This is a genomic window from Cecembia calidifontis, assembly GCF_004216715.1.
In the GTDB taxonomy this organism is placed as follows: Bacteria; Bacteroidota; Bacteroidia; order Cytophagales; family Cyclobacteriaceae; genus Cecembia_A; species Cecembia_A calidifontis.
Window position 1 is genome coordinate 4,621,715 of the sequence record NZ_SGXG01000001.1, and the last position, 15,826, is coordinate 4,637,540.

Here is a 15,826-nt window from a genome sequence, read left to right on the forward strand (position 1 = left end):
GTATTCCTTAAACTTCGGATTGCTTAAAAACTTGTCCGCCATGGCGGATTGAACACTGAATCCTGAAAATTGAACCCTGACCACCCATCACTCTTCAATCAAAAAGAAATCCACTCCCGCCTGCCTCGGGCAGGAATTACACGAATTAACTCAAATTTCCTGCTTTTACCGTTTGTAGGGTTCTTAGGAGCCATTTTTAGATCAAATCTTTGAGGATAAAGAGAATTTGGCGCGAAGCTTTCAAATTTCACTAATTTCGAGCCGGGTAGGGCTTAGCCAATCAGTCACATGGCTAATCATGGTTCGGCCCTGCCTTTGCCGGTCAGGCAGGTATTTTAGGGCTGTTTGGCATAAATTCGATGTGAAGTATATCGGAGGCCCCAGGGCAAGCTGCTTTCCCGATGCGGACAGGGTATGTCTATTGTGTGCTTTGTAGTTAAAATACATTTTAGATTTCTCCTTCGTCGAAATGACAAGGTGAAGCCGTTGACATTATCAACCCATTTTAGTAAATGAACCATTCTTCACTCTTAATTCTTAATTTAATGCCGTTTAGTTAGTGGTTAATTAACTGAAATTCATTATATTAGAGGTATAAAATAAGGCTTCCGAAAGCAGGGAGTGCTGGAAGCCTTAAAACTTTAATTGTAAATGAATTCAAGTTAAAACTAAGTTATGAAAAATTTATCATCGAAAGTAGGACTTCGGTGAAAGATTTTCTTCGTGACCGTTTCTTTTCCTTTGAAGTTCTTGTGCTTTTTATTTTGTCAAAGAGCAACAAAGGACTTAATATCTGCCTTGAAGAGTTTTTTGGGGAATCTTCCTTATCGCCCACTAAAAGTGCATTTACCCAGGCCAGGAAAAAACTGTGCTATACAGTTTTTAAAAAGCTTAACGGTTTGATCTGCAGTCTTTTTTACCAACATGCAAAGTTCAAGAAATGGAAGGGGCATAGGGTGCTTTCTGTTGATGGTTCAACACTTGAACTCCCGGATCATCCCTCCATGTCAGAGAAGTTCAGCTATCATGGTTTTGGGCCCAATGCGGATGCGGGACATTACATGAGCAGGATATCTTACCTGTATGATGTTTACAACGCCCTTGTACTGGATGCCGGTATGGAAAGCTACACCACTTCGGAAGCCACCCTATGTCATGCCCATCTTGGACATATTAAAGAAGGGGATCTTCTTGTGTGCGACAGGTATTATGCATCACTGAGACTTTTTTTCGAATTGAAAGGAAAAGGGGCCGACTTTCTTTTCAGGATGAAAGACAATTGGTGGAAATGTGTCGAAGATTTTTCCCGAAGTAGTTCCTCTGATGCGGAATATACATTAATACTCCCTCCAAAATACAGATGGCTGCTTGAAAAGTATCCCTCGTTATCCCAAACCATGACCGTAAGACTGATCAAGAAAAAGAATAAGAAGGGTAAGATTTCAATATATGCGACTTCGCTGTTGGACAGGAAAAAATATACAGCCTCCTCTCTAATAAACCTGTACAAACAGAGATGGGGAATAGAAGAAGCATATAAACTGATCAAATCAAGACTTGAAGTATCTGATTTTTCCGGCAAAACAGCATGGGCGGTCCAGCAGGACTTCTATGCTAAGACCCTGATCATATCACTCTGCAATATTCTTTGCTATGATGTGGAGCCAAAAACCAAAACAGGACGGACATCAAAGTCAGCAAGGACCTTGATAATCAATAAAACTTATGCATTGTCAAAAACAAAATCCCTGATTCTTAAAATCAGAGATTTAATTGGTGAATTGGAGCAGATTATCCAGAAATATGTAAAGAAAATCGCTTCCAAAATAGAATATTCAAGAAGAAACCAGGTATTCAAGCGGAAATTCAGAGCTAAACTGAAATACTCAATGAATTACAAATCTATTTAATCACATTCCTTAACTTAACGGCATTAATTCTTAATTCTTAATTTAATGCCGTTTAGTTAGTGGTTAATTAACTGAAATTCATTATATTAGAGGTATAAAATAAGGCTTCCGAAAGCAGGGAGTGCTGGAAGCCTTAAAACTTTAATTGTAAATGAATTCAAGTTAAAACTAAGTTATGAAAAATTTATCATCGAAAGTAGGACTTCGGTGAAAGATTTTCTTCGTGACCGTTTCTTTTCCTTTGAAGTTCTTGTGCTTTTTATTTTGTCAAAGAGCAACAAAGGACTTAATATCTGCCTTGAAGAGTTTTTTGGGGAATCTTCCTTATCGCCCACTAAAAGTGCATTTACCCAGGCCAGGAAAAAACTGTGCTATACAGTTTTTAAAAAGCTTAACGGTTTGATCTGCAGTCTTTTTTACCAACATGCAAAGTTCAAGAAATGGAAGGGGCATAGGGTGCTTTCTGTTGATGGTTCAACACTTGAACTCCCGGATCATCCCTCCATGTCAGAGAAGTTCAGCTATCATGGTTTTGGGCCCAATGCGGATGCGGGACATTACATGAGCAGGATATCTTACCTGTATGATGTTTACAACGCCCTTGTACTGGATGCCGGTATGGAAAGCTACACCACTTCGGAAGCCACCCTATGTCATGCCCATCTTGGACATATTAAAGAAGGGGATCTTCTTGTGTGCGACAGGTATTATGCATCACTGAGACTTTTTTTCGAATTGAAAGGAAAAGGGGCCGACTTTCTTTTCAGGATGAAAGACAATTGGTGGAAATGTGTCGAAGATTTTTCCCGAAGTAGTTCCTCTGATGCGGAATATACATTAATACTCCCTCCAAAATACAGATGGCTGCTTGAAAAGTATCCCTCGTTATCCCAAACCATGACCGTAAGACTGATCAAGAAAAAGAATAAGAAGGGTAAGATTTCAATATATGCGACTTCGCTGTTGGACAGGAAAAAATATACAGCCTCCTCTCTAATAAACCTGTACAAACAGAGATGGGGAATAGAAGAAGCATATAAACTGATCAAATCAAGACTTGAAGTATCTGATTTTTCCGGCAAAACGACACTATCCCGATAAGTGTGTAAACTTCAAATTATGGTTTTATTGTCAGGTATCAAGAAGCCTGACCCTATCACCAAATATAAGCAGGAAACTGTTAAGAATAGCTCCCCAGTCTCTGATAGGCATAGTCCATTTTTTCGATGCTTCTCTTGCAGCCAGGAAAACAGACTTCATTACGGCATCATCTGTCGGGAAAGAGAGCTTGTTTTTGGTGTATTTTCTGATCTTTCCATTGAGATTTTCAATCAGGTTGGTGGTATAGATGATTTTACGGATTTCAGCCGGGTAATCGAAGAAAACGGTGAGTTCATCCCAGTTGTCCCTCCAGCTTTTGATGGCATAAGCGTATTTGGATTCCCATTTTTTGGCAAAATCGTTCAGGGCAGCCCAAGCAGCATCTTTTGTAGGGGCGGTATAAATTTCCTTCATATCCCTTGTAAACGCCCTGCGGTCTTTCCATGCGACATATCTACATGCGTTTCTGATCTGGTGGACGACACATATCTGAGTGACTGATTGGGGGAATGAAGCTTTTATCGTATCAGTAAACCCGTTCAGGTTGTCAGTTGCCGTTATGAGAATATCTTCAACCCCTCTGGCTTTCAGGTCGGTGAGTACCCCCATCCAGAAAGCCGAAGATTCATTCTTGCCAAGCCAAAGGCCTAGGATCTCTTTAAGGCCGTTAGTTCTGAGGCCAACGGCAATATAAACGGTCTTGTTGACCACTTTGGAGTTCTCCCTGACTTTGAAGGATATACCATCCATCCAAACGATCAGGTATACAGGGTCAAGCGGCCTGTTTCTCCATGCAACAATATCCTCCGCTACGGCACCGGTAACCCTTGAGATGGTGGAGGAGGAAACATTGATGTCATAAAGCTCCCGGATCTGTTCTTCGATGTCCTGGTTTGACATTCCCTTGGCATACATGGAAATGATCACGTTTTCAACGCCCTCCGCCATGCTTCTGCGTTTGGGCACAAGGGCAGGCTCAAAGCTGCCGTCCCTGTCTCTTGGGACTCTGATTTCAGCTTCCCCAAATGTGTTTTTTATTGTTTTGGTGGAATAGCCGTTCCTTGAATTGGGATTATCGGAATTCTGATGCTTTTCATAGCCAAGATGGGCATCCAGCTCGCCTTCAAGCATTTTCTCAACGGCTCTTTTCTGAAGCTGTTGAAGGAAGGAATTAAGCTCCCCGGCAGTCCTGAACTGCTTGAGGAAGTCATCATTTAGGAGATCTTCTTTTTTCATTTTTGTAATCTGTGTGTTATAAAGGTAAGAAATTGTCCACACACAGACCGGGGGGCGCCTACCGCGGGTTCCTCAAATTCCCTGTGCGATTTCTTCTAAATCACACAGAGAATTTCGAGGTTTAACTTTAACTTCGTAAGTAGTGAAACCAACTTACACAGTTTGTGTCATAGTCCCCGAATCGTATAAGGTCCTTGGACTCTCCGAAATACTTCGGAGCAAGTCGAACCATTGGACTTCTTTAACAATGAACATATTAACATTCATCCCTCCTTGCGGGACAGGTTCTCTGAATAAAATCCAAAAAGCGCAGCTTTTATCGGTATTTATCTGTATCCATCAGTGGTAAATCTGCTAGTAGATTGCAAATCCGCTGTATCGCTTCACGAAATTGCAAATTTCGTGAAGCATGATCTGAGTCCATCCGCGCTCCTCTTCAAAATCTGCGTTTATCCGCGTCCCATCCTATTGGATATGTTAACCATTCAATTTCTAGATTCCACCTTCGTTGGAATTACAAAAATAAGCATTTGACACTAGCCAACCTTCTTTGTTAATTGAGGGATCTCTTACAAATCCAAAAATCATGCAAAACTCTCCCCCTTCCGAAAAATCCAAAATCCCACTTTTTACCATTTGACAACCGCAAGTCATCGGCCATCCCTACAGGACGGAGGGGAATGGTTTACGCTATTAAACTAACAATGGGTTGTGTCTCTGGCACAATTCAAACCAACATACAGAACAAATCTCCCAAACTTTCAAAGCTCCAACAAGGACCCTTGTCCACCGTGGCATAACTTGACAACAATGACAACTTTAAACTCATCACTCTTCATTCAACAAACCAACTTTTGCCTTTTTATTTTTGCCTTGGCTCTTTTATATCCCGAAAATTATGACAACCCGGCAACAAATTCTTCATTCTAAATTACCCTTACTCCAACTAAGCTCGCCCCTCCTTAAGCATTAACCTTTAAACCTTTTAAGCAAACTTCCTTAATCTTAGACACCACCCTTTCCAAATCCTCCTCCCTAAGATTAGATCCACTGGGTAGGCAAAGGCCATTTTCAAAGAGTTTCTCTGCGACCTTTCCCCCATAATAAGGTGCATTTTTAAATACTGGCTGAAGATGCATGGGTTTCCACAAAGGCCTGGATTCTATATTGTCCTCCCAAAGATATTTCCGGATATCCTCCCGGGTAATCCCTCCTGTCTTTTCAGGATCAACCAACATACAGGTCAACCAACGATTGGAATGGAACCCCTCGGGCTCCTCTAGGAATGAAATCCCGGACAAATTGCCCAATCCCCTTTTGTAATAGTCAAAATTTCTCCTGCGCTGTGCCACTCTTTCCGGCAAAACTTCCATCTGACCACGGCCTATACCTGCCAACACATTGCTCATGCGGTAATTGTAACCGATATGGGTATGTTGGTAATGCGGTGCTTCGTCCCTGGCCTGGGTGGCTAAAAATTTAGCCTTCTTGACCATCCATTCCGTATCGGATAAGAGTGCCCCTCCTCCCGAAGTGGTGATAATCTTGTTTCCATTAAAACTCAAAACGCCCATATCCCCGAAAGTACCACAGGCCTTGCCTTTGAAGGTAGACCCCAGGGCTTCGGCAGCATCCTCGATTACAGGAATGTCATATTTTCTGGCCAAAGCCATAATCTCCTGCATCTTGGCAGGCATACCATAGAGGTGGACCGGAATAATGGCTGCCGGTTTTTGTTTCTTACCGGACACTTTCCCCGACTCACAGGCCAAAATGGCCTCCTCCAGGGCTTGAGGGCATATGTTCCAGGTCTCTTTTTCCGAATCTACAAAAACAGGGGTGGCACCCAAATAGGCAATGGGATTGACAGAACCGGAAAACGTAAAACTTTGGCAGATGACCAGATCTCCGGGCTGAACACCAAGGATAACCAATGCCAGGTGGATCGCAGCAGTTCCGGAACTAAGTGCCGCCGCATGTTTTACTCCTGTAAAGTTTTGCAGGTCTTGTTCAAAACCATCTACATGAGGACCAAGTGGCGCGATCCAGTTGGTGGCAAAAGCATCCTGAACATATTTCAGTTCATTCGCCCCCATATGAGGGGAAGAAAGCCAGATTTTGGTTGGAGGCATGTGGGGGAAAAGTTAATTGGTTGAATAGTTAATTAGCTGATTGGTTAATTGAGTAATTGGTCATTCGGTAATTTGGTTTCGCCTGAATAACCTATTTGGTCGTGAATTGGGAATTTTTGGGAATCTGTGGTTAACATCGCTTGAATTGTTCAGCGTGGATTCAACTCTATAGACTGTTTGAGATTTAGTTAGCCGTTTTGGGGATTTGCGATTAACTTTTAGCATTTACCATATTTCTTGTTTATAGGATCTGCTATTATTTGCACCATCCGTTTTATTCGCACTCTATCTATTATGAAATGCTCATGGTTTGCATAAATCTCAGCTGACCATCTCATAAGAAGTGATCATTCTGATATTGATACGATCAAAGTTCTTGAAGTATTCTTGGAATCTAAGGAAGACTTTTTCATTTCACTTCTAAAAATAGGATATTATGTCAGTATCAATTAAAATTGGCTTCATTAAAAAAATCTGGTTCAGTCGGATTTCCTCCTATTCTCCAAATTGTTCGTTAACTCAATAAATGTCAAAACTTTCCTTTTGTTGTTTTCTGTATCCAAAGATTCCAAAAAACTGGAAAGGTTTTGGAGTTTTTCGGGAGAGAGATTTTCAATCCTTTTAATCAAGTCGCTCTTTTCATTAATTGGTCATCATGACTTACCTCCATTTGCCTAATACCCTAAATTATTGATCAAAGTTCGGTTTTCCTATCTTTTAAATTGGTAAAAATTTACGGGAGCTCGGCTGACTAAAATTTAAAGGAATCCAGGGTTCAGAAAAAAGTAAACATTTAACAAAAAAAACTATGCTTAACTTTTCGATCCAACACTATTTTCCATACGTTTCAACACCCCCCCCTCTTTCATCAAAACCGGCTCTTCATCCACGTCCCGCAGGAAAATAAGGTCTTTTTCGAATTCATACATTTTGTAACTCTTTTCAAAACCAGGATCATTATCCAACAAGCGGATGGTATCCTCGGCGAAATTAGCTCCTCCGGCTGCAAAACACTGAGTAAAGGCCACATGACGTACATTGATCTCTGTGATGTAAGGCTTCCCGTTTTCATCTTCCTTGAAGTCTGCGGTAAAAAATCCATGGGCTTCCGCTCCGGTAAACTCAAATACTTTCTCCATGGCCTTCTGTGCCAATTCTACCAAATGCGGTTCGTTCAGCAACCTTCCAAAAGAAGAATTCCCTGTAATCCCCGAAGGCGCCACCTTGGACATGATATAGCTTACCCTTTCACCTGTGGCAGTACGTAGGAGTTTACCTTTCCAATATAAAAGCTTACAGGCCAAATTCCTGCCAGGCAAATATTCGCTTGCCAGAAACTGCTCCACCTCAGGATTGATCTGTATCCAGTTCATGAGTTCTGGTAAACTCCCAATCTTCAGGGAGCCCAAGCCGCTGCTTCCCGAAGAACTTCTAACCCAAAAAGGAAAGCCCAAGGCATTAAAAAGCCCTTGAAAATCCCTTTGGCTTCTGTGGAATTCTACCGACTTGGGTACCAAATCCAATCCTTCCAAAATTTCTGACATCCTCGCTTTGTCAACCAATACTTGAGACACTTCATAATCAGGAATCAAGGAAGGGCAAGGCAACTTACCTTTAGACAGGCGCTTGCTCCACTCTATTACTTCCAATTCTGGTAGTATCACTGCATAATCGATCTGCTTATCAGCGATAATCCGTTCAATATCCTGCCAATAGGATTCGGGATCTGAAGCCGGCGCTATGAGAAAACTCTCCTTAAAAAGGTCTTTTTTATAAAGCCCCACCGCATAAGGATTGATATCAGTACCATAAAATTCCCAATCGGCATATTTACTATATTTATGGAGTGCTGCAGCAAAACTTCTTGGCGTAGGGCCGCCAACACCTGTAAATAATATCTTCATAGTAGATCTGTGTTGTCTATTTGTATTACTTTCTAAAGTAGGATTGGGTTTAGTCAAGAATTTCCTTAATTATGACCATTAAAAGGTTGCATGGGCCTAGATTCAGACTGATTCACTCCCTCCCGTTTAAATACTTTCCAAAATGTTAGGAAAAGAATCTTAACATCCATCAAAAAACTAAGATTATTGATGTAATCAAGATCCAGTTCAAATTTTCGAGTCCAGGAAATAGAATTACGCCCGTTGACTTGGGCCCAACCAGTGATGCCAGGACGGACCTCATGCCTGCGCAGCTGCTCCTGGGAATAAAGAGGGATGTATTTGAACAAGAGGGGCCTTGGCCCGATCAGGCTCATATCTCCTTTGAGGATATTGATCAATTGTGGCAGTTCGTCCAGAGATAATTTTCGGATGACATCTCCTGCTTTGGTGATGCGCTGCACATCGGGCAGGAGTTTTCCTTCCGCATCCCTCCTATCGGTCATGGTCTTAAACTTGATGATATGGAAAGGCTTTTGGTGCCTACCGGGTCTTTCTTGGTAGAAGAAAATGGCTCCTCTATTTTGAATAAAGAGGATTAGGGTAATCAGGATAAAAAAAGGGCTAAAAAGCAACAAGGCCACCACTGCTCCTAATATGTCTATGGGTCTTTTGAAGTAGTTTTTATAGATCATTTGAAATGTTTTTTATGGAACGCTGATGACGCGCCCGCCTGTCGAATGGACAGGGATTTTGCAGATGAGCGCTGATTTTTTCGCACTCGGATCCCGCTTTGCGGGAAAAGTTCTGCGATCATCAGCTTAATCAGCGTTTATCCGCGTTCAAACCTTGTGAGCTTGCGAACAAATCAGTGTTCTATCACTTATACTTTTCCAATTCAGCTTTCAATCCTCTCTTCACCGGCAACTGCCAAAGCAGTTTGCACCAGTCGTGGTTTCCTTCAATTAGTCCTGGGCCTTTTTCTGTGATGACCACATCCCAGCCGATGGATCGATTCTGGGGATGTTTCAGAGCTGCTTTTTCGACCATTTCCAGGGTTTCTTTCCAAAAAGGCACTTGAAAGCCTTCTATCCTGACACCTGTAATCGGATGAATTACTTCATCTGTTTTGGTGATATCGCTGTAAACGCCAGGGCCAATGACAACACCAGTTTTTTCATCTATTGGCGCAGCCATATTACCAGCAGCCATATTGTCCACAGGAGAATTCACAGATATCCTTAAACGGCAACCTAGAAGCTCCACCTCATTGCTTGCATTCAGCTGGGTAAATATCCTTACCGTATTCACTGCGGAAGGGGATAACCTTTGAAGTTCAGGGTGCTGGATTAAGAATTCCTCGGCCAACTCGTAGCCTTCCTGTTCCATAAATTGAACCAAGGTAGCTGGTTTGAATTCGGCTGTTTGCGTTATAAAGACTCCTTTTCCGCATTTTCCATCGGATACTTTTAGGACAATTTTTGCAGATGGATTATTAAGGAGTTTTTCGGCAATTTCTTGATTACCCTTTAATGTTTCCAAATCTGCTACCTGATGTACAAAAAACTCTCCATACTTTTTATAGAAAAGGGTTTTGTCGTCCAGGATATGTCGTTCTGATTTTGGGTTCATACCAAATTGGTACTCGTACATATAGCCTGTCCCTGCCCAGTATTTTCTTTCTTGATCAGTGAGATCAAAAAACCGAAACTGAAAATATTCCAATAAGGAAATATTATGGAGAAAAACAGAAGAAATCACATCAGATAGGATAGCCAATTTAGATTTCCTGGTTTGATTGAAGGTGAAATCCAAAAATTTGGTAAACTTCTCCTTATCGAGTTGCTTTAAATAATAGCCAAAATATAATATTCTTTTGAGCATAGTTATTTCTACAGAATGCTGATGATGCGGATCAAGCTGATTATCACAGATTAAATCCGCGTTAAATCCGCAAAATCAGTGTCATCTGCGGTCTATTATTTTTCTATTCTTTTATGATCCCCACCAATTTACCAGCCGACATAAACTCCACCTCCGGCCATTTAGCCACAATGGCTTTCAACAATTTTTTCAAATCCCCCAAGCCTTTTTCGCGGTTATTGGGGTCGATATGTCCACAAAAATTAACCCGATGCGAAGAAATGATGGCGGGCTTGTTCCAGCGGAAAGCCGCTTCAATTTGTGCCATGGCCTTGGCCACATGGTCAACATTTGATGCTGTGGGCTCAAAGACCACATTGCGTACCAGTTCTACCCTATCCTGGGCTTTTTTATAGCCCATACTTGCAAACTGCTTTTTGTATTTCCCAAAACCCAAGTGTTTCCCCTGATAAAAAGGCCTATCCAAGGCTTCCAATCCCCAGTTTTTCAGTTCTCCTTCCAAGTGGACAGGAAACTGCTGGGCCGGAGGGGTAAATACTTTGGATTTGTAGCCATATACTTTTTCAAAAGTAGCCAAACCCTCTCGCATGATTTCAGGAAAGCTCTTGGTATCCTCTACTGGATCCCAAAAGGAAAAAGCAGCGGTCCACCCTATGGAAGAATAACCTGACGAACCAATATTCGCCAAGGAACGGTTTTCCAAGGAAACCATCAAGACCAGATCTTTTTTGGCAAGTTTTTCCTCAAAAACCTTTAAATTAAAATGTTCCCTTCCATGGAATTCTGGGAGCATGAAACCTTGCTTGATTCCCTCCTGCCAAAGTTCCCAAGCTCCTTCATAGGCATTCGGCTGAAAGCTGCTTAGCTTCTTAAAAGTTACCGGCAATAATTCATAGCGATAGGCCTCATAGCCTTCCTCCCGCATGCGTTCAAAATCAATGTTACAGGAAAGGGCGTAAGGCGTAAAAACCGCAGGATTCCCATTACTGTCTTTTACAGAACCTAAGACCTCATACAACATCTCCAAATCCTCTCTGGTCTCCAAGGTATCCAAACGGTCAAAGCGCTGTTCTTTGATCGGATTTTTTTGCTCAATTTGTTCTAAGGCCTTTTTAGAATCCACCCGCACATTTCCATAATCATCCACAGCGACGGCCACAAGCTTTCTGTTAGTTTTCCAGCCAGTGATATTCTTGAGGTTATCAAATAAAAAGCTTTTAAAAGACATACAATCAATTTAAATACTTCAATATAGTATTATATGCAATTTCAGGAGTCAAGCATCTTTTGAAATATGTATTTCCATTTTGCCCCATGGTTGATGTTAAATCAGGTGATTGATACAACTTCAATAAATTTTCATGAAATAGTTGATGATCTCCCGCATAAGACCATAAGCCACATTGTTCTTCATCTAAAATTTTACCGAAATCTGTAGCCCTATCCAAACTGGCCAAAACTGGGATCCCCACATTGAAATAGTCTAAGGCTTTGCTTGGAATATTTGGAATGGTAAAATCTTTATGGAGACTAATCAAACCTACATCACAAACACTTAGTAAATCCTGATATTCCTGTTTGGGTATGGTTCGCTGAATGTTGATATTGGTAAGTTCTTTTGCTCTTGCCTCTGCCTCAATTTTGTTCATCTGTACCCCTTCTCCTAATAACAGAAATACAATATCTGGGAAATGAAGGACTGACTCTGCTAAAGTCAAGACGTTTTCAAGCTGCTGGGGCTTGCCCATATTGCCGCCGAATACTACTACGAATTTATCAGTTATTCCATACTTCTTTTTAATAAGGTCTGGATCTGAACCAAAGCCTTTGTAGGGTTTCTGATAATTCTTTAATTCATGAAGTTTTTTTGTGGATACTTCAGGATTATGTTTCATAACATAATCAATATTTCCTTGAGACATACAGCCAATGTAGTCTGCCTCTTTATAGAGTTTTCGTTCTTTTCTACTGAAGTAACGGTGTATCAGCCCCTCTTTTTTCATAAAACCCAAATCCACCGCATTTTGAGGAAAAATATCACGTAAAATCAGGTAAAACTTAGCACCAAATTTTCTTTTCAATTTAGCAGCCAAATCCACCAAGGTTATCGGAGGCGTAGGCGAAATAATTAAATCAAATGATTTTCCTTTATAAAATTTATTTAAGGCACGCTCAAATTGGTAGGGAAGTAAGACGTTTGAAATTCCTTTCAAATAATTAGGAACGTTCTTGATGGGAAGTGTCTGCACCCTAAGTACTGGAATACAATTTTCCATAAAAACCCCTGACTTTTCATTTCCAGGAGCTAAAACCGTCACTTCATCTCCATGGTTCACAAATTCCTCTACCAAAGTCGTGTACATATTGAACGACTTGTTCATATCTGGGAAGGCAAACATGAGGAAAAGCACCTTTCTTTTTTTTTGGGAAATCATTTCTTTTGATTTTTTTCAACGAGGTCCAAAACAATCCCTCTTAACTTTTCAAAACGCTGCTTTTGTGAACCAAATCGCTCAAGTATTTTATTTCCTATTGGAGATTTATCTATGTTTCCTTCATTATTTTCAATTAATTTTTTAAATACTTTCGCTGTCTCTATTGCATTTTTTGGATTGATATATTGAGCATAATCTCCACAAATCTCTCTTGCAAAACCTTTTTCAGCAACAACCAATTGCTTTTGTAATGCAATTGCTTCCAAATAAGATGCTGAAAATGTTTCCAAAAGACTTGGAACAAAAACTATATCAGCATCTGCATAAACTTTAAGAATCTCGGAATAACTAAAAGAACCTCGATTGACAATCTTATCACTCACACCCAATTGAATCGCTTTATTTTTAATTCCATACCATAATTTTGAATCAGGAAGGGTGAGGATAAACTTAAAATCTACATCTGTTATTTCTTTCAAAGATTTGGCTATATCAGGAATAAACTGAAAAGCTTTATGAGTGTAATCAGCTCCTGGACAAAAAATGGTTGCAATATCTTTTTTTTTCCTAAAAATCTGTCCATCAGTGCGCAAGGAATCATCAAAAGCATTTGAAACCATAAAAGTTTTGCTATTTGAAATTAATGCTCTTTTACAATAATTCAGTCTAGCTTGTTCTGTTTGAAAAACAAAATAATCAGCATTGCGACTAAATAATAGCTGAACAAAAGATTTAAATAGATAACGAGCAATTTGAAAGCTATTTCCCATCAAAGAAAAAGCGTCCCAATCCGCATGTGTGATAAATGGATTACTTATTCCTTGCAAGTGAATACAAGAAAACTGCACATAGGCTGGACCTGCCATCGTGTAAACAAGTTTAAACTCTTCTTGTTTCACTAGGTCTTTTAACCTACGCTTAGCATATTTATTTCTTGCAGGAGAATCTTCAAAAACAATGTAAGTATTATTTTTAAAAACTAAACCCCATTTCTTTACTAGCTCATACACTTGAGAAGATAAAGCGAAATACCAATCAATATTTGAATCTTCAATAGCATATTTGATGAAAATTGCCGAGTTTTTTACACCACCTCCAACTACATTAGTTGAGCAATTAAATAAAACCTTAAACTTCATCTCAAAAAACTTAATATGAATATCCGCCTACATACAAGTGGGCAAATTTTATACTTTGACAATAAGTGTCAATAACTTTCAGGGCTGAATTGTAAGTGTTTAATTGGCTGTAAATAAATAAGAAGGCCATGAATATTCTACAATTCAATGAAAGATATCCTGATGAGGCAAGTTGCATCCATTACTTGAAGGAACAAAGGGAAAGAGAAGGTGTTATTTGCAAGAATTGTAATTCCAAGGATCACTACTGGCTTAATTCTCTCAATATGTTCCAATGTAAACATTGTAAATTTAGGACAGGACTGAAAAATGGTACTATTATGGAAAACAGCAAGTTACCATTGAGGACTTGGTTGCTTGCAATGACTCTTGTAAGCGCAACCAAGAAGGGATTTAGCTGCCTTGAACTACAGAGGCAGATGGGTCATAGCAGATACGAGACTGTTTTCAGACTGTATCACAAGCTCCGGGAAGCAATGGGTAAACGTGACAGCCAATATAAACTAGAAGATATGGTTGAATATGATGAGGCTTTTGTAAGCAAGGCAACAAAATCTTCGGAAAAGACGAAGCTGAAGAAAGGCCGTGGAAGCCAAAAACAAGCTACTGTCGCTGTTATGGCTGAATCATCTATTCTTGAAGACCTAATTACTGGAGAAAAGGACAAAAGCTGCAGATATTTCAAGATGGTCAAAATAGATAACTTGAAGGCAAAAACAGCCGAAAAACTGATAAAAGGACTGATTGACAAAAAAGCCGTGCTCCAAACTGATGAAAGTACGACTTATGCTAACCTAGAAGATTGTATCGATGTTCACGTGAGCGAATTATCTTCCACAAAAGAGGGCAAGTTCAACCTCAAATGGGCACATATAGCAATAAGCAACCTTAAAAGGGATTTACAGAAGTACCATATGGTTTCAGAAAAGATGCTTCAAAACTATCTCAATGAATTCTGTTATAAACTAAACCGAAGATACTTTGGTAAAAAACTCTTTGATAGACTTGTTATTGCGAGCATTTGCCCCTACTTGTATACAAGCGGATAATCATAAAACTTAAATATTCATTTGATATAAAATCCTCATTAAAAAAGTTTTTTATTCTTTTTTGAGATTCAGCTGTAAATTTTATGCGGAAAGTAGACTTTTCAGAAATTAGATCAATTAATCTTTTCTTAAACATTTTTTTATCCAATTCTTTAACCAAAAATCCATTAATTCCATCCTCAATTAAATCAGAGGGGCCTGCATTACAATCAAAACTAATACATGCAAGACCTGCACTTAGAGCCTCACCTAAAGCATTTGGGAATCCTTCTGAAGTGGAAGTAAATGCATAAATTCTCGCTGCATTATATATCGCCATAATATCTTCAGTATTTCCTAAGAATTTAATTTTATCAGCTGATTTTAAAGAATCACTATGTTTTTTACACTTTTCTAAAAATGGTCCATCACCAACAAACCAAAGTTCCCAATCATCTGTATCAATTTCATCAAATACATCAATTAAAAATTGTTGATTCTTACTAGATATAAAACGACCAACATTTAATATAACATTTTTCTTTGGGAAAGAAGAATCATAAAAGTCAGGTATTGGATTCCCTATTATTTTTATGTTATCATGCTTAAATTGACTTAAATGAAACTGTTTTGCTCTATTTGTTTGGGCAACAATGCCGTAAGCATAAGGATATACAAGCCTATTTAAAATGTTAAAAAATCGTCCATAACTAATTCCAGGCCGACTTCTATCTGATATAAATGATTTACTTTTAAGGCCAAGTCCCGCTAAAATACAAAGAGCGTTGTACCTTCCACCAAAACTAAGATAGCTTTTTGGATTAATATCTTTTAGTTTCTTTCTTAAATAGAAAAATGCTTTTAGGTAAGCAAAAAACTTTGGATACCTTTTGTAGTAAAAATCGGGTAAATGCAAAATCACTTTTGAATCGAGCGTATAAAATAATTTTCCCTGAACAAGACACACAAGATGAACTTCTATGTCTAGCCTTTGGGCAAAGTTATTGGCTAATGTAGCCATTACTCTTTCAGCACCACCTGGGCTTAAATCAGAAGTGATTAATACAATTTTTTGCAT

At 39.5% G+C, this 15,826-nt stretch carries 12 protein-coding genes; 3 read left to right on the top strand and 9 right to left on the bottom strand.

Going from position 1 to position 15,826, the window contains the following annotated elements:
- The first annotated feature begins 707 nt into the window (after positions 1 to 707).
- Together BC751_RS19960 and BC751_RS19965 are read left to right on the top strand one after the other, a co-directional pair.
- Positions 708 to 1,910 (top strand): IS4 family transposase, encoded by a 1,203-nt coding sequence (locus BC751_RS19960; RefSeq protein WP_165389867.1) that lies wholly within the window; start codon positions 708 to 710, stop codon positions 1,908 to 1,910.
- A 207-nt stretch (positions 1,911 to 2,117) separates the two neighbouring features.
- A complete protein-coding gene (locus BC751_RS19965; RefSeq protein WP_165389868.1) occupies positions 2,118 to 3,011 on the top strand; it encodes an IS4 family transposase in 894 nt (297 codons plus the stop codon).
- Positions 3,012 to 3,041: 30 nt separating this feature from the next.
- Here the strand turns inward: BC751_RS19965 and BC751_RS19970 are convergent, their stop codons facing one another.
- From BC751_RS19970 to BC751_RS20005, 8 genes are all read right to left on the bottom strand, one after another.
- Positions 3,042 to 4,247 carry an IS256 family transposase gene (locus tag BC751_RS19970; RefSeq protein ID WP_130274032.1) on the bottom strand — a complete coding sequence of 402 codons (1,206 nt, stop codon included), beginning with the start codon at positions 4,245 to 4,247 and terminating at the stop codon, positions 3,042 to 3,044.
- 962 nt (positions 4,248 to 5,209) lie between these two features.
- A complete protein-coding gene (locus BC751_RS19975) occupies positions 5,210 to 6,379 on the bottom strand; it encodes a DegT/DnrJ/EryC1/StrS family aminotransferase (protein WP_130277150.1) in 1,170 nt (389 codons plus the stop codon).
- An 812-nt stretch (positions 6,380 to 7,191) separates the two neighbouring features.
- Positions 7,192 to 8,283 carry an ATP-grasp domain-containing protein gene (locus tag BC751_RS22520; protein WP_242617549.1) on the bottom strand — a complete coding sequence of 364 codons (1,092 nt, stop codon included), beginning with the start codon at positions 8,281 to 8,283 and terminating at the stop codon, positions 7,192 to 7,194.
- Between the two features lie 65 nt (positions 8,284 to 8,348).
- Complete coding sequence (locus BC751_RS19985; RefSeq protein WP_278043595.1) at positions 8,349 to 8,957, bottom strand: sugar transferase; 609 nt, start codon at positions 8,955 to 8,957, stop codon at positions 8,349 to 8,351.
- Between the two features lie 184 nt (positions 8,958 to 9,141).
- The gene (locus BC751_RS19990) at positions 9,142 to 10,146 is read right to left on the bottom strand and encodes a sugar-transfer associated ATP-grasp domain-containing protein (RefSeq protein ID WP_130277151.1); all 1,005 of its coding nucleotides are present in this window, start codon (positions 10,144 to 10,146) and stop codon (positions 9,142 to 9,144) included.
- Between the two features lie 103 nt (positions 10,147 to 10,249).
- Positions 10,250 to 11,374, bottom strand: coding sequence for a hypothetical protein (locus BC751_RS19995; protein WP_130277152.1), 1,125 nt, complete (start codon positions 11,372 to 11,374; stop codon positions 10,250 to 10,252).
- 4 nt (positions 11,375 to 11,378) lie between these two features.
- Entirely contained in the window at positions 11,379 to 12,497 is a 1,119-nt protein-coding gene (locus tag BC751_RS20000; protein WP_207226923.1) for a glycosyltransferase family 4 protein, read from the bottom strand.
- A gap of 80 nt (positions 12,498 to 12,577) precedes the next feature.
- Positions 12,578 to 13,720, bottom strand: coding sequence for a glycosyltransferase (locus tag BC751_RS20005; RefSeq protein ID WP_130277154.1), 1,143 nt, complete (start codon positions 13,718 to 13,720; stop codon positions 12,578 to 12,580).
- Positions 13,721 to 13,848: 128 nt separating this feature from the next.
- On the opposite strand from BC751_RS20005, the gene BC751_RS20010 reads away from it, so the two are divergent.
- Positions 13,849 to 14,769, top strand: a complete 921-nt coding sequence (locus BC751_RS20010) for an IS1595 family transposase (RefSeq protein ID WP_130274191.1) — start codon at positions 13,849 to 13,851, stop codon at positions 14,767 to 14,769.
- Here the strand turns inward: BC751_RS20010 and BC751_RS20015 are convergent.
- Positions 14,729 to 15,826: a glycosyltransferase gene (locus tag BC751_RS20015; RefSeq protein ID WP_130277155.1), complete on the bottom strand. Its 1,098-nt coding sequence runs from the start codon at positions 15,824 to 15,826 to the stop codon at positions 14,729 to 14,731. The genes BC751_RS20010 and BC751_RS20015 overlap by 41 nt on opposite strands.

Coding starts and splice junctions, on each gene's coding strand:
- BC751_RS20015 (WP_130277155.1), bottom strand. CDS start 15,826: ATGCAAAAAATTGTATTAATCACTTCTGATTTAAGCCCAGGTGGTGCT.
- BC751_RS19990 (WP_130277151.1), bottom strand. CDS start 10,146: ATGCTCAAAAGAATATTATATTTTGGCTATTATTTAAAGCAACTCGAT.
- BC751_RS19970 (WP_130274032.1), bottom strand. CDS start 4,247: ATGAAAAAAGAAGATCTCCTAAATGATGACTTCCTCAAGCAGTTCAGG.
- BC751_RS20005 (WP_130277154.1), bottom strand. CDS start 13,720: ATGAAGTTTAAGGTTTTATTTAATTGCTCAACTAATGTAGTTGGAGGT.
- BC751_RS19985 (WP_278043595.1), bottom strand. CDS start 8,957: ATGATCTATAAAAACTACTTCAAAAGACCCATAGACATATTAGGAGCA.
- BC751_RS20010 (WP_130274191.1), top strand. CDS start 13,849: ATGAATATTCTACAATTCAATGAAAGATATCCTGATGAGGCAAGTTGC.
- BC751_RS19975 (WP_130277150.1), bottom strand. CDS start 6,379: ATGCCTCCAACCAAAATCTGGCTTTCTTCCCCTCATATGGGGGCGAAT.
- BC751_RS19995 (WP_130277152.1), bottom strand. CDS start 11,374: ATGTCTTTTAAAAGCTTTTTATTTGATAACCTCAAGAATATCACTGGC.
- BC751_RS22520 (WP_242617549.1), bottom strand. CDS start 8,283: ATGAAGATATTATTTACAGGTGTTGGCGGCCCTACGCCAAGAAGTTTT.